Raw genomic sequence first — 20,464 nt, 5'->3', positions numbered from 1 at the left:
GCCGGCTCGGCTGTGGTGCGTATTCACCTACGACGCCAAGCGCGGTCGAGGAACGACGACCCGAGCCGTCAGGCGGGTGACGCCGCCCGCGCCGACGTCCGATCGATCGTGGCCGAGCCGATGACCCGGTCACCGTCATAGAGGACGATGGCCTGTCCCGGGGCCACACCTTCTTGCGGCACGCTGAAACGAACCGTGAGTATTTCGTCGGACACATCAGCTCGCGCCGGAACCGCCTCGCCGTGAGCACGGAACTGAGCGGCACATTCGACGACACCGTCCGGAGCCGGCCCGCACCACCGTGGCGATACGCCTACCAGCTCATCCACCGCCAGCTCCTCGCGTGCTCCCACCGTGACCGTGCGGTCCACCGGCGAGATGTCCAGCACATAGCGCGGCCGCCCGTCCGGCGCCGGAGTGCCGATACGCAGACCTTTGCGCTGGCCGATGGTGAAGCCGTAGGTTCCGTCGTGGCTGCCGACCACCTCTCCCGACGTGTCGACCACCTCGCCCGGAGCTTCACCGAGCTGCCCCCGGAGGAACCCGGCGGTATCGCCGTCGGCGATGAAGCAGATGTCGTGACTGTCCGGTTTCCTCGCTACCGCGAGACCACGCCGCTCGGCCTCGACCCGGACGTCGGTCTTCTCGGTGTCGCCCAGCGGGAACATGGCATGGGCCAGCTGTGCGGCCGTCAGGACTCCCAGCACGTATGACTGGTCTTTCTCCGGATCGACGGCGCGATGTAGCTCGCGTCCGTCCGGGCCGTCGACAACGCGGGCGTAGTGGCCGGTACACACGGCGTCGAACCCCAGCGCCAACGCCCGGTCCAAGACCGCGGCGAACTTGATCTTCTCATTGCAGCGCAGGCATGGGTTGGGGGTGCGGCCGGCGGCGTACTCGGCGACGAAGTCGTCGACCACATCGGCCCGGAACCGCTCGGCGAGGTCCCAGACGTAGAACGGAATGTTCAACACGTCTGCCGCCCGGCGTGCGTCGCGGGAGTCCTCCAGCGTGCAGCAACCCCGGGCGCCGGTGCGGAACGACTTCGGATTGGACGACAGCGCAAGATGAACGCCCGTCACGTCATGTCCGGCATCAACCATACGCGCCGCCGCCACGGCGGAATCCACGCCGCCGGACATCGCCGCCAAGACTCGCATCGTTACCTCATCATCGCTTGCTGGTACCTGACAATCCAGCCTTCCGGGCCCGCGACACGGCGGGGCCGATCGACTCGATCAGGGCCTCGACGTCGGCCCGGGTGGACGTGTGCCCCAGAGAGAAACGCAATGAATCTCGCGCGACTTCCGGATCGACGCCCATCGCCAAGAGTACGTGCGACGGCTGCTGCACGCCTGCCGTACATGCGCTGCCCGTCGAACAGTGGATCCCCGCGGCGTCGAGTAACAGCAGCAGCGAGTCGCCATCACAACCGGGGAATGAGAAGTGCGCAATGCTGGGCAGCGACCGGTCCGGGACGCCGTTTCGGACCGCGTCCGGTACGGCCGACAGCACACCCTGGGCCAGCAGGTCACGCAACTGACCCAGGTGTTCAGCTCGCGCCGCGATGTTCCCGGCGGCAGCGTCCACCGCGGTGGCCAGGCCGGCAAATGAGGGCGCGTCCAGCGTGCCGGAGCGGACGTCGCGTTCCTGGCCGCCGCCATGCTGTACGGGTGTCAACTCGATCTCGCGGCGCACCAGAAGCGCGCCGACACCGATCGGCCCGCCGATCTTGTGCCCACTGATGGTCAGCGTGTCCAGCCCGCTGGCCGAGAAGTCGACCGGCAGGTGCCCGACAACCTGGACGGCATCGGAATGCACGGGGATGCCGTACTCGGCTGCGATGGGGACGATCTGGTCGATCGGTTGCACAGTGCCGATCTCGTTGTTGGCCCACATCACCGTGATCAGGGCTACCGACTCGGGCTCGCGGGCGACCGCTTCTCGCAGCGCCGCCACCTCGAGCGCGCCGTGAGCATCGACCGGCAGCCATTCGACCTCGGCCCCCTGGGCCTCCCCCAGCCACTGCACGGCATCCATCACGGCGTGATGTTCGACCGCCGAGGCGAGGATGCGTACCCGGCGCGGATCGGCCGCCCGCCTGGACCAGTACAGCCCCTTGACGGCGAGGTTGTCCGCCTCCGTGCCCCCGGAGGTGAACACAACCTCGCTCGGCCGCGCGCCCAGCGCACCGGCCACGGTCTCGCGGGATTCCTCGACTATCTTGCGAGCCTGACGCCCAGCAGCGTGCAACGACGATGGGTTGCCGACGGTAGCCATCACCTCCGCGACGACCTCGATGACCTCGGGAAGGATGGGGCTCGTCGCTGCATGGTCGAGATAAACCTGTCGCTCCGACATATCGCAACCAGTCTACGTGCGCTCCCGCACACCCCGGTGATCATTGGCTTTTCACCCCCGAATCCGGGGGTGAAAAGCCAATGATCAGCGGGCGAAGATGCCGATTCCGTTCGGTACCGGCGTCTGCTGCCCGCCCGACGGCGAGTTGATCACGCTGACCGAACTGCTGCCCCGCTCTCGCGCCACCATGGTGGTGGAGCCACCGCCGTCGAGGTTCACCGCGGAATCGGCTCCGAGATCGCTCATCAGCACGGCCAGGTCGTGAATCGAGATCCCGGCACTGTGATCCTGCCGTCCGTCGATGGTGACCAAATAGATCGTGGAGCCGTCCGCCGCTGCGCCCGCCGCCGTCCGGGGCTCACGCACACCGGTTTGCAGACCGGCGAGGGGTTGTCCTTCGCGGAGGATGGGGGTGCCCCCGATGGCGAAGTCGAAGCTCGCCTCGACGTTCGGCACGAGTCCGTACTCGATCTCGACGGGGTCGCCCGGCGCCAGGTGTTCGAGGCTTCCGGCGCCTGCCTCACGCCCCACCAGGACGAAGCTGTTCTCGGCGATCGCGCCGGCCCGAGGCTCATCGTGCACCTCGGTGACGACATTGTCCGTGACCACGACCTCGATGGTCTCTTCACTGCACGGAGCGTTCCGGACGGTGTCCGTGCCACACGTCGCCCGCCGGCGATCGGCCACACCCCAAACCGGCGTGAAGACTCCGACGCCGCCTACCTTGATCGCGTACTGGTTGAGCGCGTCGAGCTCCCGAACGCCGGCAGGGGTGGTCAGCTTCCCTTCCAAGGAGAGTTCAGCGACCTGCCCACCATGTTCGCTGACACCGAAGACGGTTTTCACATGTGTGGTCTCGGGGGCGAGCGGCGGGCCCCATCGCTGACCCAGCGGAACCGCACCGGTGAGGTCCTGCCCGGCGGCCATTGCCGCTCCGACCGGAGCGTTGCTGCCGTCGGTCTCCGAGGTGCCGCCCACGTCGAAGAAGTCGCCGTTCACCCCGGCCACCGCGCCCTGATTCCCGGCCAGCGTCGTCAACGGCTGGCGGGCGGAGACGACACCTGGATACAGCAGATCGAGGGTGACATTGGGGTTCTTGAGGTTCACCTTCAGCAGGTTTCCCTCGACCCGGTCTCCCGCCGCGTCGAACATCTCGAAGCGCTGGTGTTGTACGCCGGGCGCTATCGGGCGCGTCTCCTGGAACTCCGGTCCGCTGTGACCCACGGCCGGGTCCGCGGCCTGGGCGCCGGTCGCGGCGAGGCCCGCCACGAGCAACGCACCGGCCGACACCGCCACCGCCGCACGCACGTTGCGCCGCAGCCCTCGAGGAATCGTCATTCGCACTCACTCCAACCAGTCATGAACGTCTCTTGCGCACCTGGAACTCAAGCGAGCGCCGGAGGACGTCGTGGGCGGGCAGTTGATCAACGTGCCCTGGAGTGTACCGGTCTAGGCCAAAGTGGTCTAGGCCAAATTTGCGGGATAGTCGGCGACCGCGTCGATCATCAGGTCCCAGAACCGCGGCTGATCGAGTTCGACAGCCACCCGCGCGTTGTCCGGACGTCCGGACAGATGGTGCAGGTCGGTCACGGTGGCACCAGCGGTGTACTCACCGCGTGTCTCGATCCGCACCGGGGCGTCCACACACCGCACCAGTGATGGGTCGATCACTCGGGCCACCGCGACCGGGTCGTGCAACGGGGGTGCCGGCATGCCCCACAACTCCCGGTAGGTCGACCCGAAAAAGGTCATCATCTGCACGCAGGTGTCGGCCAACGGCGTGCCGATCTCCCGCAGCCGGGCCACCACATCGCCGGTGACCAGGGCCTGGTGAGTGACATTGAGGCCCACCATGGTGATATCCAGACCAGACTCGAAGACCTCGGCCGCGGCCTCCGGGTCGACGTAGATATTCGCCTCCGCGTACGGGGTGACGTTGCCGCGCCCGGTGGAGCCGCCCATGAGCACGATCTCGTGAATCCGGCCCCGCACGTCCGGGTGCTCGCGCAACAGCAGCGCGATATTGGTCAACGGGCCGGTGGGGATCAGAGTGACCGGCTCGGGATGGGCACGCAGGGTGTCGTAGATGAGCTCAACCGCGTGCCGGTCATCGAGGTCCACCTCGGGCTTGCCGAACTGCGGACCGTCGAGGCCGGACGCCCCGTGCACGTCGTCAGCGATACGCAGCGACCGGGCCAGAGGACCATCAGCGCCGGCAGCGATCGGAACGTCGTCGATGCCAGCGATGGTGCAAACGCGCCGGGCGTTGAGTGCGCACTTGTCGAGCGTCTGGTTGCCGGCGACCACAGTGAGAGCCAGCAGGTCGACGCGCGGGTCGGCCCGCGCCAGGAGAATCGCCATAGCGTCGTCGTGGCCAGGATCGACGTCAAGGATCACCGGTGTCGGCATGCTCACTCCCCTTTGGCCAGCCAGGTCACAGCCTGCCCGAAGAGTGATCGATAACCGTGCCAGCCGAGGAATTCTTCCGGGCACCAGTGCGGCGCGATGTCAGATGCCCATGCAAGGGTCCGCCCGGCATCGACCGTCCGGACCGCCAGCAGCGGATCGTCGCCGACCCGCGCCAGCACGGTGGCGTCGTCGGTGGTAGCGAATCGGTTGTATCCGAGCAGCGCCGGCCAGGAACCGTCCAGCCCGGCCGTGACCGGATGGTCGACGCCGGCCACCGGCATGATCCCTTCCGGAGTCTCCACCCGGTCGTCGTACGGCGAGATCAGACTGGGCAGCACGGACTCCACCGCGGTACCGCGCCACATCGCCTTGCCTTCGAAGCCCTGGAAGCTTAGATACCCACCGGCCATCATCAGCCCGCCGCCACCGCGCACCCATTCCGCCAGCATGGCCAGCCGGTTGGGCGTGCGCTTGCCATGCAGCCAGGTATCCGGGTGCAGCAGGACGCTGTTGGCTCCGATGTCGGAAAGGATCACCACGTCGACTCCGGCCAAATCGGCCTCGGTCGCGGGAAACCGCTCAGGAACCTCGTGCGCGGGGATGTAGTCCACGTCGATGCCTTCGGCGCGTAGCGCGTTACGCAACGGGTCGACGCCGGTGTGGAAGGTCACCGTAGTGAAGGCGTCGTAGCCCTTGTAGTGAGTGGACTCACTCACCCACGACTCGCCAGCGATGAGCACGCGCGTCATCCGGAATCTCCTTTCGCGGCCGCCTCGAAGACGGCACGGGGGTTGTCGATAAGCAGTGATGCCGCCTGGACATGGGTGAGGCCGTGCCGGGTGAGCATCGGAAGGAACGACGCCTGAACGTGGCCGTAGCCGGGCCCGCCGTACGCCGCCAGCAGCGTCTTGATGAAGATGTCGTGTGAGAGCAGCACCTGCCCGGCCCGTCCGTCCTTGGCCAGCTGCGCGATCGCCGCCGCCACATGATCGTCGGCCGGCGCAGCCCCCTCACCGGGAAAGCGGTGATCCATCCCGATCATGTCGAAGGACAGCCATGCGCCGCGGGCAGCCAGCCGCTCGAGGTAGCCGGCGTCGTCGCATGCGGGGTTGAGATGCGACAAGACGACGCTCGACGCCGGGCAGCCCTCTTCGGCGGCGACGTCGAGCACCCGCTGCCCGAGCCGCTGCCACCCCGGGAGATGGACCGACAGCGGCACCCCGGCCACGAGCTGCGCCCGGGCGGCCGCGCGCAACACCTTCTCCTCGGCCATCGTGAAGTCTGGGCCGATCCCGATCTCGCCGATCAGCCCGGGCCGCACCCCGTCGATTCCCTCGGTCAACTCAGCCACCAGCCGGTCAGCCAACTGGGCCACACTCGCCCCGGCCACGAAAGCCGGATGGCTGCGCTCGAGGTAGTAGCCGCAGCCCATGACGATCCACACCCCGCTGCGCAGGCTGATCTCACGCAGCGCCCGGGGGTTCCGGCCGATCCCGTCGGTGGTCTGCTCGACGACGGTGCGACCACCTCGCCCGGTGTACAAGTCCAGTTCGGCGACCGCGACGTCGACGTCGTCCAGCGAGCAGTTGTCCTTGCAGACGTAAGGGTCGGTGCGCAGCTTCTCGCGCAACGCGGCCGTCACCGGGACATCGACCAGTTGCCATGCCGCGGCTTCATCTGGTCCCGGGCGCCGCCACGCGCTCGCATTGTTGTTGATCAGATGTTCATGGAACAGGGTGGGGCCCAGCTCGGCCGAGTCGACCGGGCCGGTGACAGTGATGACGTCAGTCACGGGTGGTCCGCTAAGCCCTGGTCGCGAACCGGCTGAAGATCTTCTGGTTCAAGAAGATCGCGAGCAGCAGGATCGCGCCCTGCAGGATCTGGATGTAGAACGGCGAGACGTGCATGAGCACTAGTCCGTTGGCGATCACGCCCAGTACCAGCGCACCCAGCACGGTGCCGACGATGCTGCCCCGCCCGCCAAAGAGGCTCGTGCCGCCGAGCACAACGGCGGTGATCACCTCCAGCTCGAACATCACCCCGGCGTTCGCCGATCCTGATGCCAGCCGGGTGGCCACCAGCACACCGGCCATCGCGGCTGCCGTGCTGGTCAGCACGAACACACTCAGCCCAACTCGCCGGACTGCGACGCCGCTGCGGCGCAGCGACTCACCGTTCGATCCCAGGCCGACAACGTAGCGCCCGAACGGTGTCTTGGCGAAGACGAACCACCCGGCCACGGCAACGACGAGCGCGATGATCGCTGGCAACGGGATACCCAGCAGCCGGCCCTGGCCGAGCGTAACCACCCACGTGTCGCGCGAGATCGGCGTCGAATACCCCTCTGTGGCGCGTAATGCGGTGCCCCGGAGGATCGACAGCATCGCGAGCGTCACGATGAATGCCGGTATGCCGTGATAGGCGCTGAACCAGCCGTTGACGAAGCCGATCACCGCGCCCAGCAACACCACGGCGGCCAGCGCCAGCGTCGGGTCCCAGCCCGCGGAGATGGCGATGGCGAGCAACGATCCCGACAGCGCCACCGTCGATCCGACCGACAGGTCGATGCCTCCGGAGGTGATGACGAAGGTCATCGCCACCGCCACGATCATGGTGGGAGCGATCTGCCGGAGCATGTTCAGGATGTTGTTGACGGTGAGGAACTGATCTGCTGAGAAGGCGAAGACCAGCAACAGCACCAGCAGGACCCCGCCAACGGCGACGGTCTGCACATGGGTGGTGAGTTTCGCGGTCAACCGAGTCTGCCGGGTCACCACCAGACGCTCATTGGGGGCGGATTCGGTAGCGAGCGGGGTGTTCATGCCGCGTGTCCCCTTCCGACGATCTCCTCGACCAGCGATTCCAGCGATGTAGTGCGGGCATCGAGGTCAGCGCGCAGCGTTCCCTCGTACATGACGCACAGGCGGTCACACACTTCGAATAGGTCTTGCAGCCGGTGCGTGATGAGGATGACGCTTACGCCGCGGGTGGCCACCGTGCGAATCAGTTCGAGAACCGTTCGCACCTCGCTGACCGCGAGCGCCGCGGTGGGCTCATCCATGATCAGTACCCGCGGGCCGAAGGTGACCGCACGGGCGATGGCCACTGCCTGTCGCTGACCGCCGGACAGCGCCCGCACCGGCAGGTTGGTGAGTGGAATCCGGATCCGTAGCGCGTCGAGATGTTCGCGGGCACGCGCGTGCATGGCCCGTTCGTCGAGCATCAGCCCGCCGCCCCTACGCGGCTCGCGCCCCAGAAAGAGGTTGCCGGCGACGTCGATGTCGTCGCAGAGCGCCAGATCCTGGTAGACCATCTCGATCCCGAGGTCATGTGCCTCCTTTGGCGAGGCGTAGCGCGTCACGGCGCCGTCGACCTGGATCTCCCCGGAATCGGGCAAGACGGCACCGGCCAGGATCTTCATCAGCGTCGACTTTCCGGCGGCGTTATCGCCCACCAGACCCATGACCTCGCCGGCGCCAAGGCGGAGGGTGACCCCGCGCAGCGCGTCCACCATGCCGTAACGCTTGCGGATGTCCCGCATGACGATCCGGTCTGGCGTGCTCTCCCGTTGCGACATCGTCGGCTGTCCCCCTACTCGAAGATCGAGCGGAACTCGTCGACGTTGTCACTGGTCACAATGGCGACCGGCACGTCGATCGGTGACTCCACCGCACCGCCCTCGACCAAGGTCTTCGCCGCCTGCACGGCCACGACACCTTCCGCGCGGGGATCCTGCTGGACGACCGCCTCGACGAATCCTTCGTCAATCCCGGAGATCGCCTCCGCGGTGAGATCCCACCCGAAGACCCGGATCCGATCCGCGGCGTTCTGTGAGCGCACCGCGGCAACCGTTCCCAGCAAGGCCGGCTCACCGGTGGCGTAGACGATCGAGGTCTCGTCCTGCGCCGTCACCATGTTCTCGGCCGCCGCCATGGCCGCCTCTTGGCGATTCTCACCGTCGACGGTCTGGGTGATGACGCCACCCGCGGCTTCGACGGTCTCGACGAAGCTATCCATGCGGATGTTCTGGATGAACGAGTTCAGCGCACCGACCACGCCAATATTGGAGTCAGCGCCGTTCTCCTCGATCCAGGAGTTGACGTACTCACCGATCTGCCGGCCCGCCTCGTCGTTGTCCACGCCCACCTGCACGTCGACGTTCGGGTCGTCGACGATCGCATCGACGGCTATCACGGCCATGCCGGCGTCCTTGGCCTCAGCCAGCGCCGGCTTGATTCCTTCGACGTCGATCGCCACGACGATCAGCGCGTCGAACCCTTGGGTCACCATATTGGCGATGGCCTCGTTCTGGGTGGAGGCGTCGTCGTTGGCATTGAAGATCGTCAGGTCGACGCCCTCGTCCTCGGCAGCTTCCTCGGCGCCTGCGTTCATCTCGTTGAAGAACAAAGCTTGCTGGTTGATCTGGACGAGGCCGATCTTGATGTCGCCGTCCCCGTCGCCGTCGTTACCACCGTCGTCGCCATTGCCGCCGCAAGCGGCGAGCGCCAGCATGGAGCCTGCAAGCGCAACGGCCATGCCCGTACGGGCCGCCCTGACGTGGGTCATCGCATCTCCTTCAAACGGTCCATGGCGGGCAAACGATTGCCCATTGCCGAGCAAAGTTACGCCGACTCCAGGAGGCGGTCAAGGGTCGAATCAGAGATTAACCGTAGTGAAACACTGGATCATGCACATGCTTGGTGGGCTAGAATCGGGAAAACGTTTGGCCGATTTAGGGAGGAACTGGTGGCTGTCACCATCCACGACGTCGCCCGGGAGGCGGGGGTATCGGTCTCCACAGTCTCGCGTGCACTGTCTGGTGCCCGGCGGGTCGGGCCGGAGGTGGCCGAGCGTGTGCACGAGGCCGCTCGCCTGGTCGGCTACCGGCACAATGCCGTGGCGCGAGCCCTGCGGGCACAACGCACAGGCGTCATCGGGATGATCGTCCCGGAGATCAGCAATCCGTTCTTCCCAGCCATCGTCGAGGCCGTCGAGCGCACACTTCAGGAGTCCGACCGCGAGCTGATGCTGTGCGACGCCCGGCTGTCCGCGGATGTCGAGCGGCGGCGCATCCATGCGCTGCTCGGCCGGCAGGTGGACGGCCTGCTGATCAGTCCGGTCGACTCCCAGGCAAGCGCCGAGGGCCTGCGCGAAGCCATGCGGCACACTCCCGTCGTCCAGCTCGACCGGTATGCCGACCAGGTCCGGTTGGACTGGGTAGGTGTCGACGACGAAGCTGGAATGGCGCACGTGGTGAACCATGTCCGCGAACTCGGCGCCCAGCGCATCGTCCTGGTCAGCGCCGGACAGCAGAGTTCGAGCGGCCGGGACCGGCTGGACGCGCTGCGGCGTGCCACCGCCTCCGCCGGGATCACCGAGTGCGTCGAACTGCTCGGAGAGTTCAGCATCGAATGGGGCGAGTCGGCCGCTCGACAGCTCCTCGCCGGCGGCGAACTGCCGGACGCTCTGGTGTGCGGCAACGACGAGATCGCCGTGGGAGCGATCCGCGAGCTACGCAGGCACGGTGTGGCCATTCCGGAGCAGGTGATGATCACTGGGTTCGACGACATCTTCATCGCCAGCTACGTCGAACCCGCACTGACTACGCTGCGGCAGCCACGCGAGGCGATCGCCACCGAAGCCGTGCGGCTGCTCGACGCCCGCCTGGCCGACACCGACCTTCCGGTGCGCAAGCTGGCGCTGGAACCCGAACTCGTCGTCCGGGAGAGCACCGTGTCCAGCGCCGAACCGGAGTGAACCAATGGACGCCCTGACGCTGACCCGCGAACTAATCCGGCTGAATACCGCTCTGGACGGAGAGGCCGCCGCGGCGGCTCTCATCGCCAGGCGCCTGGAGGCTTCGGGGACCGCCACAACGGTGCTCGAATGGCGGTCCGGCCGGCATCAGCTGATCGCCCGGCACGGCGGCGACCTGGACGGAACCAACCGGCCGGTCATACTAACCGGGCACCTCGACACCGTCGCCGTCGACACCGGTTCCTGGACGGCCGATCCATGGGGCGCGGACGTCACCGACGGCTGGGTTTACGGCCGTGGCAGCAGCGACATGAAGGCTGGCGTCGCCGCCCTCACCGTCGCCTTCATCACCCACGCCAGCCGCCCGCATCGCTGCCGCGGGGTCCATCTCCTGCTCACCGCTGCCGAGGAGACGGGCTGCGAGGGCGCGCGCCAGCTCGCCGACGCCATGCCTGCGGACCCGTGGGCGGTGATCGTCGCCGAGCCCACCGCCAACCGGCTGGTGCTCGGCCACAAGGGCGCGTTGTGGTTGCGGCTGAGCGCACACGGCCGGGCAGCACATGGCTCCCGGCCCGAGCTCGGGGACAACGCTGCTCTGCGCCTGGCCCGGGCGGTGCAGGACGTCGTCGCCGCGGACATCTGGCCGACCCACCCACAACTCGGCGCGAGCACCGTCAACGTCGGCACCTTCCACGCCGGCCAGCAGGTGAACCTCGTGCCTCACCACGCCGAAGCGGGCCTCGACATCCGATCCGTGCCTGGTGTGCAGCACGCGGCGCTGGCCCGCGCCGTGGGCACGGCTGCCGGCGCCCACGTGGACGTCACACCGATGCTGGACCTGGCGCCTGTACTCACCGACCCTGCCCATCCGGCGGCCGAGAGCATGCGTGCCGTGCTCCGTGAGCTCGGCCTGACCGACGACCCATTGCCGGGCGCGACCTACTTCACCGACGCCGCCGTACTCGGCGGGCCCGCGCTGATCCTCGGCCCGGGCGAGCCCGAGCAGGCACACGTCACCGACGAGCGGTGCCGGGTCGAGAACATCTACGCCGCATGTGACGTTTACACAAGCCTGCTAGACAAGGCCTGCGCACAGCACTGAAGCACTCCGGCACATGAGGTCTCTCCATGGTGTGGCGGGCATGTCGAGCGGCGAGCCGGCGGACGAGGCACGAGGGAGCCGGCAAGCGCGACCATCAGCTGGTGAGGGAGGACAATGGCGCAGCCTCCCTCCGACCGAGTCTGCTGGGCGAGGAGAGACCTCATTTGCCGGAGCATTAGTGCTCGGCGATCAGCCCTTACGCTTCAGGATCTCCTCGGTCGCCTGCGGCAGGATGGTGTGCAGATCGCCGACGACGCCGAAGTCCACCATCGAGAAGATCGGCGCCTCCGGGTCTTTGTCGACCGCGACGATCGTCTTCGAGGTCTGCATACCGGCACGGTGCTGGATAGCTCCGGAGATGCCGGCCGCGATGTACAGCTGCGGCGACACGGTCTGGCCGGTCTGGCCCACCTGGTGGCTGTGCGGGTACCAGCCGGAGTCGACCGCGGCGCGCGAAGCGCCGACTGCGCCGCCCAGGGCGTCGGCCAGGGCTTCTACCGGGGCGAAGTTGCCGCCGGTGCCGCGCCCTCCGGACACGACGATGGCAGCCTCGGTGAGTTCCGGCCGCCCGGTCGCCTCGCGCGCACTCCGGGAGACGATCCTCGCGGCCTTCGAGGTATCGGACACCGACGCGGCGACCTTCTCCTCGACCGGCGTGGTGGCAGCCTGCTCCGGTGTCGCGGAGTTCGGCTTGACGGTGATGACCGGTGTGCCGTGGGTGACCCGCGCGGTCACGCTGTAGCTGGCGGCGAAGGCCGACTGGGTGGTCGTCAGGTCAGCCCCGACGTCCACCGCGTCGGTGATGATGCCGGACTCGAGCTTGACCGCCAGCCGCGCCGCGATCTCTTTGCCATCCGGGTTGGAAGCGATCAGCACCGCCGCTGGGTTGACGTTGGCGGCGATCTGCGCCAGGACTTCCGCCTTGGGCGCCACCAGATAGTCGTCCAGCTCCGGAGCGTCGGCCACATATACCTTCTCGGCGCCGAACGCGCTCAACGTCTCTTTGGCAGCTTCATAGCCCGAACCGAGGAAGACCGCCGAGGGCTCGCCGGCCCGGCGAGCGATGGTCAGCAGTTCGGTCGTGGTCTTGCGTACCGCGCCGTCAGCGTGGTCGACGAGGACGAGGATCTCAGTCATATCTTCTCTCCCTAGGGACACGCACGCGTCAGACGAATTTCTGGCTGGCAAGGTACTCGGCGAGTTTGACGCCGCCGTCGCCTTCGTCGGTGACGATCTCACCCTGAGTGCGCTCGGGGCGCTGATCAATGGCGTCGACCACGGACCACGCGGCAGAGAGGCCCACTGCCTCGGACTCGATACCGAGGTCGGCCAGAGACCAGGTCTCGACCGGCTTCTTCTTCGCCGCCATGATGCCCTTGAACGAGGGGTAACGCGGCTCGTTGATCTGGTCGGTCACCGAGACGACGGCCGGCAGCGATGCCTCGACGGTCTCGGTCACATCCGCGTCGCGGCGCGCCGTCACGGTGGCGCCATTCAGCGTCAGCTCACCGACGAACCCGACATGTGCCAGCCCGAGCCGTTCGGCGACCATGGCCGGGACCACGCTCATACCGCCGTCGGTCGAGGCCATGCCCGACAGCACGAGGTCGACGTCACCTACCTTCTCGATGGCCGTCGCCAGCACTCGCGACGTCGCCAGCGCGTCCGAACCGTGCAAGGCGTCGTCGACGATGTGAACACCCGAGTGGGCGCCCATCTGAAGCGCGCGCTTGACAGCATCGACGGCGCCTTCTGGACCCATTGTGACCGCGATGACCTCGGCGTCTCCGGATTCAGCGATCTTCAGCGCTGCTTCAACGGCATACTCGTCGAGTTCGGACAAGATTCCGTCCACACCAACTCGGTCCGTGGTGTTGTCAGCGTCGTTGAACGTCCGATCCGCGGCAGCGTCCGGCACGTGTTTCACCAGGGCGATGATTTTCATGACCGGGCGACGACCTCCTGTGCGTTATACGGCCCGTCAAGAGGATCAGCCAGAGTTGGCCTCACCTCTACTGAACGCACCGATCGTACCTCTTGTTACTGGCGAGTAACACCTGGAGTGCGGTTCTTCACAATGCAACATCTCACAGCGGCCGCAGCTGCTCCTCGGGCCTGACGACAGGCACCGGCTCAGCCGGGCCGAGTCCGCCCGGATCGGCCCGCCTCGCACGGCTCAGCCATCGCATCGCCGCCCGATAGGAATCGTCGCGGATGAAGATGGCATCGGCGGCCAGAATCGCCAACGAGAACCACGGCAGCGCCATGGTCACGGCGATGCCGACATGCATGAAGAAGACGAGCACGAGCGCCATGATCCGGGTGCCGCGCCGGAGCAACAGCAACGGGAAGAAGACCTGAACGAAGACCGTGACATAACTGCCGACCGTGACGAAGAACGCGCTGGAGTAAACCAGTTCATTCAACGCCGGCCAGGCCTCGTACTGGGCGATCCGCAAGGGATAGTAGAGGCCGACTCCTTCTTGCCACATCGACCCCTGCACCTTCGACAACCCGGACACGACATAGACGACGAACACCTGGCCGGCGATCGCGATCAAGGCAACGTTGTGGAACAGCACGCCGGGCCAAGCCGGAATACGGCGGCGCGGCGGCCCGGCGGCGGCACGACGCCGGGCGTCTAGCGACCATCGGGCGCTGACATCGGCGAAGCACATGAAGAGCAACATGATTCTGGTCAGGTTGTCACCAGCATCGGTTGCCACCGGGTTCAGCCGCATCAGGCTGGCGAGCATCAGCAGCAGCAGCGGAGTGATCACGCGAGTGCGCCAGCCAAGCGTGAAGAGTACGGCGACAACGCCCAGGCAGAGGTACTTCACCGTGAACATCACTGTTGAGTCGTCCGGGGTGAAGATGACGGTGAACGGGAACCCCCAGTCGTCGATCACCAGCCAAGGCTGCAGCCAGCGGGCACCAGGGCCCCATACGTAATAGCGATCGACGAAGTTGACCGTGAGCGAGCCGACGATTGCGACGCCGAGGCACATTCGCATCACCGACAGGCCGTACGTGGCTTTCTTGCGATCGAACAGCCAGCGCTCGCCCTGATCGATCACTCTTCCGGCAGTGGATGCGACCAGCCGGAAGAGGTCACGGGCCAGCGAGCCGATCATGACGCCACTCCCCGAACCTGGTCACGCAGGCGCAGCAATGTCCGCGCGAACGCATCGTCATCCTGGCCGTCGTTGACCAGCACCGGGCGCCAGCCGAAGTGGCGATATGTCCGGTCGGGGTTGTCCGGCTCCGGCTCCATGCGATCTTCCCATCGGGGCACCGGCGTGCGTTGCAACTGGAACTGGACGGCCACGATGTTCTCGCCCCACATTGCCCGAGCCACCTGGGTGGCGTAGCCGGTCAGCACCCGGTCGGCACGCACCAGGTTGGCCACCCGCGACGATGTCTCACCACCCTGCGCTTCGATCAGGTCGTCAGCGAGTGGCGACCAGACGGTCATGTCGTCGTAGTCGTCAGCCACGATGTCCTTCTGTTCATCGTTCAGCCGGTTCCACGCCGTGTTGAGCCGCCGATGAAGATTGGACGAGAGGCGGCTGACGCGTGACGGCGCCGGGTTGTCCCGCACCACGCTCCACTCGAGTTCAGTGGGCGAGATCCATTCCGTGGTCCGGACATCACCGGTGACCGGGTCTTCAGTCCGCGCCCGCAGCAGCACCTCCCCTTCACTGCTCACCGGATTCGGCGCGAACAGGCTCCAGTTCTGCTGAAAGAACGGCTGGATATAGCTGCGCATCTCGTCCCGGACGGAGTCCTTGATCGGATTGTCCGGTGCATTCCACAAGAAGGTGGCCGCGAAATGGATGCCAAGGAGCCCTACGAGGAAGAAGGCTATCCCCCGGGCGATAGGTGGTACGTAGTCTGAGCGTTGCTCGTCCTGCTTGTCGGACACCCCGCAAGATTAGACGACCGCACCGGCTCGCGTCTGCCGACGACAAAACGGTGGGCCGGCGCCGTGTGGCGCCGGCCCACCTGGCTAGGCACGAGACCTAGTTAAGGGGAGTACGTAGTTACCCCTGTGCCGCCGCCTTGCGGTTGCGGCTCGTCATGTACATCGTGTAGCCACCGGCAGCCAGCAGGCCGACCACAAGAAGCAGCCACAGGATGTTCGAACCGGTGTCGGGCAGGCCATTACCGTCGGCGTCAGCGTCGGCGTCGACCTCCGCGTCAGCGTCGGCATCCACGTCCGCGTCAACATCAGCATCCACGTCCGCATCGACATCCGCGTCAACATCAGCATCCACGTCCGCATCGACATCAGCATCGACATCCGCGTCAACATCAGCATCCACGTCCGCATCGACATCCGCGTCAACATCAGCATCGACATCCGCGTCAACATCAGCATCCACGTCCGCGTCAACATCAGCATCGACATCCGCGTCGACGTCGACCTCGACCTCTTGCTCCTGGGCCAGGTTCGGTCCGACCTCGGAGCGAGCCAGGTCGACAACTGCCAGGCTGTCGGCCGGCAGCACGTCGATGTAGAGAGCCGACACCCGGAACGGGCCTCCGGACTCGAGGTCGGCCGTGTCGGCGCCCGCGAGCGGGATGCTGCGCAGCATCTCGGCCTGGGCGCTGTTGTTCATCGGCTGATCGGGCTGGTAGTTCAGCTTGATGGAGATCACCTTGGCTAGGACGTCACCGAGATCGTCGATCAGCTCGTCGAGGTTCAGCAGGCCCAGCAGGCCATCGAGGATGTCACCGAGGCCAATAGCGGCCTCGAGCGCCTCATCAGCCGCGGCGTCGTCGGCCTGGGCCTGCTCAACAGTCTGCTCGACGGACTCCTGCACCAGGCCCAGGATGTCACCCAGCAGGTCGTCCAGCAGGTCCGTCAGGTTGCCAAGGAGACCTCCCAGCACTGCGGAGCTGAGCAGTTCGGTGTTCGGCGGCTGACCGTTCAGGCCGCCGTCGAGCAGCTCGTTGAGATCGATGATCAGAGTGCCCGCGCCCAGGTCCAGCTCGATCGCCGACTTGGCCACCGGCTCACTGAGCATCTCTGCGACCGCGCCCCGGGCATCGCTGGCGACCTCGTCATCGTTCGAGCCCAGCGATCCGAGCGAGTTGGTCAGACCCTGCTCGCTCAGCGACGCGTTGACCTCGTCGTCGACCTCGCCGACGCTGTTGAGAATGTCCGGCAGCAGACCACCCAGCAGCGGAAGTTCAAGCTTCAGGTAGCCACCGGCGATCTCGTAGTCGCGAGTGAGGGTGAAGCCGTCACCGACATCCTCGGTGTCCTGCAACTCCAAGTCGGTAGGACCAACCAGATGCGCCTCCGACGAGATCGCGCCGAGTTCGAGCTCGAGATCGGCGATCAGGTCGGTGAAGTTCTCACCGAGCAGGTTGGTGAGGTTGAAGTTGGCGTTACCCGGGAAACCGGCGTCCACACCGGTGCCGACGCCGCCGTTGTCGGCGACAGCGCCGGTAGCCGCGCTCGACGTACCGTTGTCCCTGGCGTCCGCCCACTGGTTGACCGCACCGAGTTCGATGATGTCGCTCAGCGGCAGCTGGATGCCGCCCGGGATGTCGATGTCGATGGTGTCGAGGATGGTGATGTCCAGCGGGTTAGCCTCGGTGACTGGCTCCTCGGTGCCGAAGTTCTCGACCTCGACGCCGGCCAGCTCGACGATTTCGTCGAGGTCCACACCGAGGACCTCGCCCGCCAGGAATCGGGCTTCCGCCCGCGAGTAATCTCCCTCTGCCGCCGACGCTGGCATCGCCAGCGCCGTCGACGTCAGGGCCGCTACGGCCCCTGCGGCGACGCTGCTGCTAAGCAGCTGTCGGCGCTTTCTACTGTCAAACGTCATGCCTTCTCCCCTACGGCAGTACCAAAGTGGTTGTCGCAGGCACTACTAATTCGCTCTGCGACGTGACCCCGACACTATCGGCATGAAGTTCGCTTGTCGTAGGCAGAACGATCATACGTTTGGACATAATTTGTGACCGTCCAGGCGCTAGGCAGGCGCGTATGTATCAATTGAATACACGAGGGGTAAGTTGCCCAAATCGGGCATATAGTCCGACGGTGCCCACGGCATGATTTTCCATCCCACTACTATGAGTCATAGATGAAGCCATAAGCCGCATATCGTGGCTCGCCACTCCCGGCCACCAGGCTCGCGGCAGCACTCCAGGACGCGCCTCGGCCGGCCCTCGGACACAAGGGCCGGCCGATGATCTTTTGCCGCCCGAGTCAGCCGGCGCGAGCCGCGGAAGACACGGACACCGGCTCCTGCTCGGACTCCAGCCCGGGTTTCAGCTCAGCCGCCTTCTTGCTCTCACGCTGGTCACGCCGTTGCCGCCATCTACCACGAGCCCAGCGCTGGATGCTGACGTACGTGGAGTCCCGGATAAATACCATGTCGCCGGCCAAGATGAACAAGGAGAAGAACGGCAGGCCCATGATCACGGCAATTCCAAGATGCATGCCCGCCACGCTGATCAGAGCCAGTACGCGCGTCGTGCGCCGCAGGAGCATCAACGGGAAGAAGATCTGGATCAGCACGGAGAAATACGTGATGACCATCACGCCGAGGGCACTTGAACCCAGGAAATCGTTGAGCGCCGGCCATGGGGCGTACTGGCCAACCTGCATGGGGTAATAGACCGCCGTGCCGTCCTGCCAGAATTCACCCTGAACCTTGTACAGACCTGAAGCGACATAAATGATACAGATCTGTGCGCCGACGGCCAGGATCGCCAGATTATGAAACAAAATGGCGACCATCGACGCGTTCGAACGTAGCTCGGGTGAGATCTTCAGCTGTATGGGGCTCTGCCATTGGCCGGCGGCCTGTTTGGCTCGCCGGCGGGCGTCAAGCGACCATCGCCCGGATGTATCAGCAAAGCACATGTAAAAGAAGAGGATCCGGAAGATGTTGTCGCTTTGGTCGCCATAGATCGGCTGTGCCTCGATCAAGCTCACCCAGAGCAGGAGGATGATCGGCGCAAGCATTCTGGTGCGCCACCCGAGCACGAGCAACACCAGGAGCACGGCCACCAGGCCAAGCTTCAGATTCAGCTCGAGCTGACTACCACCACCGTGGAAGAACGTAAACGGCCAGGTGAAGCCACCGTTGTCATCGATCGGCTCCAGCCAGCGCGCGGCGTCGCCCCAGAGATAATGTCGATTCAGCCAGTTCGCAGCCAGGAATCCCAGAGCAGTCAAGCCAAACAAGATCCGGACAAGGGCGATACCGTAGGTGGCGCGTTTCGCGCCCAGCAGCCATTCCTCACCGAAGCGCAGCTTCGGCGACACATGTTCATTCCACAGCGGCGGAGCTGGCGCACTCATTTGGCGAACCTCTCAATGGCGGCGGCGAACGCCTCACGGTCCTGCCCGTCGTGCTCCAGTAGCGGCCGGCGTCCGAATTCGCGGGTGGTCACTCTTGGGTCTAGATCGCGATGCCGGTCGGCGAAGCTGATGGCTCGTTCTTCTTCGGTCTTGAACTGCACGTACTTGATTCCGGCATCCTCGCCCCACCAGGCGTAGGCAAACTGGGTCGCATAGGCGGTGATCGCGCGATCGTATCTGAGCACGTAAGCGATGCGGCTTGCCGGCGAGCGGTCTTCCTCTCGCATCAACCGGGCATTAAGCCGGTTCCACGCATCGTCGTGATAGTGACTGGCCAGCGCGCGCCGTTCCTCGGTGGTCATGCGCCCGTGCTGCTGGCCGATCCGGGTAGCGACTCGCCGGGTGACAATCCCAACTCTCGAGGGCGTCAGGTTGTGCAAAACCGCGGCGTCGATTTCCAGTTCCGTCACATCCACCCACTCGGTGTGGCGTTGGTCGTCGAACCAAGCCCGCACCAGCAACGATCGTTCGGTTCCTATGGGGTTCGGCGCGAAGAGGCTCCAGTTCTGCTGAAACATCGGGAGCATGTACGCGTTCATCGGCTCCTTCAACGCGTCCTTCGCAGCGTTGTCAGGACCCACGAATAACGCGGTCACAGCCAAATGTGCCGCGACAGCTAAGCCAGCTATGCCAGCCAGGAACTTGAGCCAGACCGGCCTCGTTTGCTGCATCCACTTGCCCCTAACCCCGCAGGTCCACCAGCCTGCTCCCGAGCTTCATGCCCGCACTGTCTGTGCTGCCTCAAGTAGAGGTATCACGAGAATCGGTGGGTCCACACCGGCCATTCGGTGCGGACCCACCGGTCCGTTCGTCGGATAGACGGATCGTCTACTCGATCGTTGCCTGGCGCCTGTTGCTCGCGGTGTATGCGATCACACCGGCTCCGAGCAGCAATGCGACAAGCATGGTGATGAGAACCATGCTGCCTACACCGGTGTCAGGCAGGTCATCACCGTTGGCGTCCTTGTCGCCGTTGGCGTCTTTGTCGCCGTCCGCGTCCGCGTCAACATCAGCATCGACATCCGCGTCAACATCAGCATCCACGTCCGCGTCAACATCAGCATCGACATCCGCGTCAACATCAGCATCGACGTCCGCGTCAACATCAGCGTCCGCGTCCGCGTCCGCGTCAACATCAGCATCGACGTCCGCGTCAACATCAGCATCGACGTCCGCGTCAACATCAGCGTCCGCGTCCGCGTCCGCGTCAACATCAGCATCGACATCCGCGTCAACATCAGCATCCACGTCCGCGTCAACATCAGCATCGACATCCGCGTCAACATCAGCATCCACGTCCGCGTCAACATCAGCATCGACATCCGCGTCAACATCAGCATCCACGTCCGCGTCAACATCAGCATCCACGTCCGCGTCAACATCAGCATCCACGTCCGCGTCAACATCAGCATCCACGTCCGCGTCAACATCAGCATCCACGTCCGCGT

19 protein-coding genes are annotated in these 20,464 nt (G+C 65.6%); 2 read left to right on the top strand and 17 right to left on the bottom strand.

Translation table 11 applies throughout. The features are described 5' to 3' along the window. Positions 1-68: 68 nt before the first annotated feature. The 9 genes from mnmA to F7O44_RS18705 form a co-directional block, all read right to left on the bottom strand. Positions 69-1,160, bottom strand: coding sequence for a tRNA 2-thiouridine(34) synthase MnmA (gene mnmA, locus F7O44_RS18745; protein ID WP_162451782.1), 1,092 nt, complete (start codon positions 1,158-1,160; stop codon positions 69-71). Positions 1,161-1,170: 10 nt separating this feature from the next. Continuing rightward, positions 1,171-2,361, bottom strand: a complete 1,191-nt coding sequence (locus tag F7O44_RS18740) for a cysteine desulfurase family protein (RefSeq protein WP_162451781.1) — start codon at positions 2,359-2,361, stop codon at positions 1,171-1,173. A gap of 84 nt (positions 2,362-2,445) precedes the next feature. Continuing rightward, positions 2,446-3,699: a phosphodiester glycosidase family protein gene (locus F7O44_RS18735; RefSeq protein ID WP_162451780.1), complete on the bottom strand. Its 1,254-nt coding sequence runs from the start codon at positions 3,697-3,699 to the stop codon at positions 2,446-2,448. 126 nt (positions 3,700-3,825) lie between these two features. Further along, positions 3,826-4,770 (bottom strand): nucleoside hydrolase, encoded by a 945-nt coding sequence (locus tag F7O44_RS18730; RefSeq protein ID WP_162451779.1) that lies wholly within the window; start codon positions 4,768-4,770, stop codon positions 3,826-3,828. A 2-nt stretch (positions 4,771-4,772) separates the two neighbouring features. Further along, positions 4,773-5,519 carry a glutamine amidotransferase gene (locus F7O44_RS18725; RefSeq protein ID WP_162451778.1) on the bottom strand — a complete coding sequence of 249 codons (747 nt, stop codon included), beginning with the start codon at positions 5,517-5,519 and terminating at the stop codon, positions 4,773-4,775. Next, positions 5,516-6,562, bottom strand: a complete 1,047-nt coding sequence (locus F7O44_RS18720) for a phosphotriesterase family protein (protein WP_162451777.1) — start codon at positions 6,560-6,562, stop codon at positions 5,516-5,518. Before F7O44_RS18720 ends, F7O44_RS18725 begins: the two co-directional genes overlap by 4 nt. Positions 6,563-6,572: 10 nt before the next feature. Next, the gene (locus tag F7O44_RS18715; protein WP_162451776.1) at positions 6,573-7,592 is read right to left on the bottom strand and encodes an ABC transporter permease; all 1,020 of its coding nucleotides are present in this window, start codon (positions 7,590-7,592) and stop codon (positions 6,573-6,575) included. Beyond that, positions 7,589-8,347, bottom strand: coding sequence for an ATP-binding cassette domain-containing protein (locus tag F7O44_RS18710; RefSeq protein ID WP_162451775.1), 759 nt, complete (start codon positions 8,345-8,347; stop codon positions 7,589-7,591). The genes F7O44_RS18715 and F7O44_RS18710 overlap by 4 nt, the downstream gene beginning before the upstream one ends. A 14-nt stretch (positions 8,348-8,361) precedes the next feature. Further along, complete coding sequence (locus tag F7O44_RS18705) at positions 8,362-9,336, bottom strand: substrate-binding domain-containing protein (protein WP_162451774.1); 975 nt, start codon at positions 9,334-9,336, stop codon at positions 8,362-8,364. Between the two features lie 180 nt (positions 9,337-9,516). Here F7O44_RS18705 and F7O44_RS18700 point away from each other — a divergent pair, with 180 nt between their 5' ends. Continuing rightward, positions 9,517-10,527, top strand: coding sequence for a substrate-binding domain-containing protein (locus tag F7O44_RS18700; RefSeq protein WP_162451773.1), 1,011 nt, complete (start codon positions 9,517-9,519; stop codon positions 10,525-10,527). Between the two features lie 4 nt (positions 10,528-10,531). Next, positions 10,532-11,629 carry a M20 family metallopeptidase gene (locus F7O44_RS18695; protein WP_162451772.1) on the top strand — a complete coding sequence of 366 codons (1,098 nt, stop codon included), beginning with the start codon at positions 10,532-10,534 and terminating at the stop codon, positions 11,627-11,629. 189 nt (positions 11,630-11,818) lie between these two features. Here the strand turns inward: F7O44_RS18695 and F7O44_RS18690 are convergent, their stop codons facing one another. The 8 genes from F7O44_RS18690 to F7O44_RS29685 form a co-directional block, all read right to left on the bottom strand. Continuing rightward, positions 11,819-12,766 carry an electron transfer flavoprotein subunit alpha/FixB family protein gene (locus F7O44_RS18690; RefSeq protein ID WP_162451771.1) on the bottom strand — a complete coding sequence of 316 codons (948 nt, stop codon included), beginning with the start codon at positions 12,764-12,766 and terminating at the stop codon, positions 11,819-11,821. A 28-nt stretch (positions 12,767-12,794) separates the two neighbouring features. After that, the gene (locus F7O44_RS18685) at positions 12,795-13,574 is read right to left on the bottom strand and encodes an electron transfer flavoprotein subunit beta/FixA family protein (RefSeq protein WP_162451770.1); all 780 of its coding nucleotides are present in this window, start codon (positions 13,572-13,574) and stop codon (positions 12,795-12,797) included. Between the two features lie 142 nt (positions 13,575-13,716). Continuing rightward, positions 13,717-14,763, bottom strand: coding sequence for an HTTM domain-containing protein (locus tag F7O44_RS18680; RefSeq protein WP_162451769.1), 1,047 nt, complete (start codon positions 14,761-14,763; stop codon positions 13,717-13,719). Further along, entirely contained in the window at positions 14,760-15,554 is a 795-nt protein-coding gene (locus F7O44_RS18675; protein WP_162451768.1) for a DUF5819 family protein, read from the bottom strand. The genes F7O44_RS18680 and F7O44_RS18675 overlap by 4 nt, the downstream gene beginning before the upstream one ends. Before the next feature lie 118 nt (positions 15,555-15,672). Further along, the gene (locus F7O44_RS18670; protein ID WP_162451767.1) at positions 15,673-17,469 is read right to left on the bottom strand and encodes a choice-of-anchor G family protein; all 1,797 of its coding nucleotides are present in this window, start codon (positions 17,467-17,469) and stop codon (positions 15,673-15,675) included. 386 nt (positions 17,470-17,855) lie between these two features. Next, positions 17,856-18,956, bottom strand: coding sequence for an HTTM domain-containing protein (locus F7O44_RS18665; protein ID WP_162451766.1), 1,101 nt, complete (start codon positions 18,954-18,956; stop codon positions 17,856-17,858). Further along, positions 18,953-19,687 carry a DUF5819 family protein gene (locus tag F7O44_RS18660; protein WP_281353601.1) on the bottom strand — a complete coding sequence of 245 codons (735 nt, stop codon included), beginning with the start codon at positions 19,685-19,687 and terminating at the stop codon, positions 18,953-18,955. The genes F7O44_RS18665 and F7O44_RS18660 overlap by 4 nt, the downstream gene beginning before the upstream one ends. A gap of 157 nt (positions 19,688-19,844) precedes the next feature. Continuing rightward, positions 19,845-20,464: hypothetical protein (locus F7O44_RS29685; protein WP_222851489.1), on the bottom strand; the 620-nt coding region annotated here is incomplete at its 5' end.

The sequence above is a fragment of the Phytoactinopolyspora mesophila genome (assembly GCF_010122465.1).
Taxonomy (GTDB): Bacteria; Actinomycetota; Actinomycetes; order Jiangellales; family Jiangellaceae; genus Phytoactinopolyspora; species Phytoactinopolyspora mesophila.
This window is presented reverse-complemented; position numbering and strand designations above follow the sequence as displayed.

Bases quoted from the DNA above. Each gene is read 5' to 3' on its own strand.
- F7O44_RS18660 (WP_281353601.1), bottom strand. From the start codon at position 19,687: ATGCAGCAAACGAGGCCGGTCTGGCTCAAGTTCCTGGCTGGCATAGCT.
- F7O44_RS18715 (WP_162451776.1), bottom strand. From the start codon at position 7,592: ATGAACACCCCGCTCGCTACCGAATCCGCCCCCAATGAGCGTCTGGTG.
- F7O44_RS18685 (WP_162451770.1), bottom strand. From the start codon at position 13,574: ATGAAAATCATCGCCCTGGTGAAACACGTGCCGGACGCTGCCGCGGAT.
- F7O44_RS18680 (WP_162451769.1), bottom strand. From the start codon at position 14,763: ATGATCGGCTCGCTGGCCCGTGACCTCTTCCGGCTGGTCGCATCCACT.
- F7O44_RS18740 (WP_162451781.1), bottom strand. From the start codon at position 2,361: ATGTCGGAGCGACAGGTTTATCTCGACCATGCAGCGACGAGCCCCATC.
- F7O44_RS18710 (WP_162451775.1), bottom strand. From the start codon at position 8,347: ATGTCGCAACGGGAGAGCACGCCAGACCGGATCGTCATGCGGGACATC.
- F7O44_RS18705 (WP_162451774.1), bottom strand. From the start codon at position 9,336: ATGACCCACGTCAGGGCGGCCCGTACGGGCATGGCCGTTGCGCTTGCA.
- F7O44_RS18735 (WP_162451780.1), bottom strand. From the start codon at position 3,699: ATGACGATTCCTCGAGGGCTGCGGCGCAACGTGCGTGCGGCGGTGGCG.
- mnmA (WP_162451782.1), bottom strand. From the start codon at position 1,160: ATGCGAGTCTTGGCGGCGATGTCCGGCGGCGTGGATTCCGCCGTGGCG.
- F7O44_RS18695 (WP_162451772.1), top strand. From the start codon at position 10,532: ATGGACGCCCTGACGCTGACCCGCGAACTAATCCGGCTGAATACCGCT.
- F7O44_RS18670 (WP_162451767.1), bottom strand. From the start codon at position 17,469: ATGACGTTTGACAGTAGAAAGCGCCGACAGCTGCTTAGCAGCAGCGTC.
- F7O44_RS18665 (WP_162451766.1), bottom strand. From the start codon at position 18,956: ATGAGTGCGCCAGCTCCGCCGCTGTGGAATGAACATGTGTCGCCGAAG.
- F7O44_RS18730 (WP_162451779.1), bottom strand. From the start codon at position 4,770: ATGCCGACACCGGTGATCCTTGACGTCGATCCTGGCCACGACGACGCT.
- F7O44_RS18690 (WP_162451771.1), bottom strand. From the start codon at position 12,766: ATGACTGAGATCCTCGTCCTCGTCGACCACGCTGACGGCGCGGTACGC.
- F7O44_RS18725 (WP_162451778.1), bottom strand. From the start codon at position 5,519: ATGACGCGCGTGCTCATCGCTGGCGAGTCGTGGGTGAGTGAGTCCACT.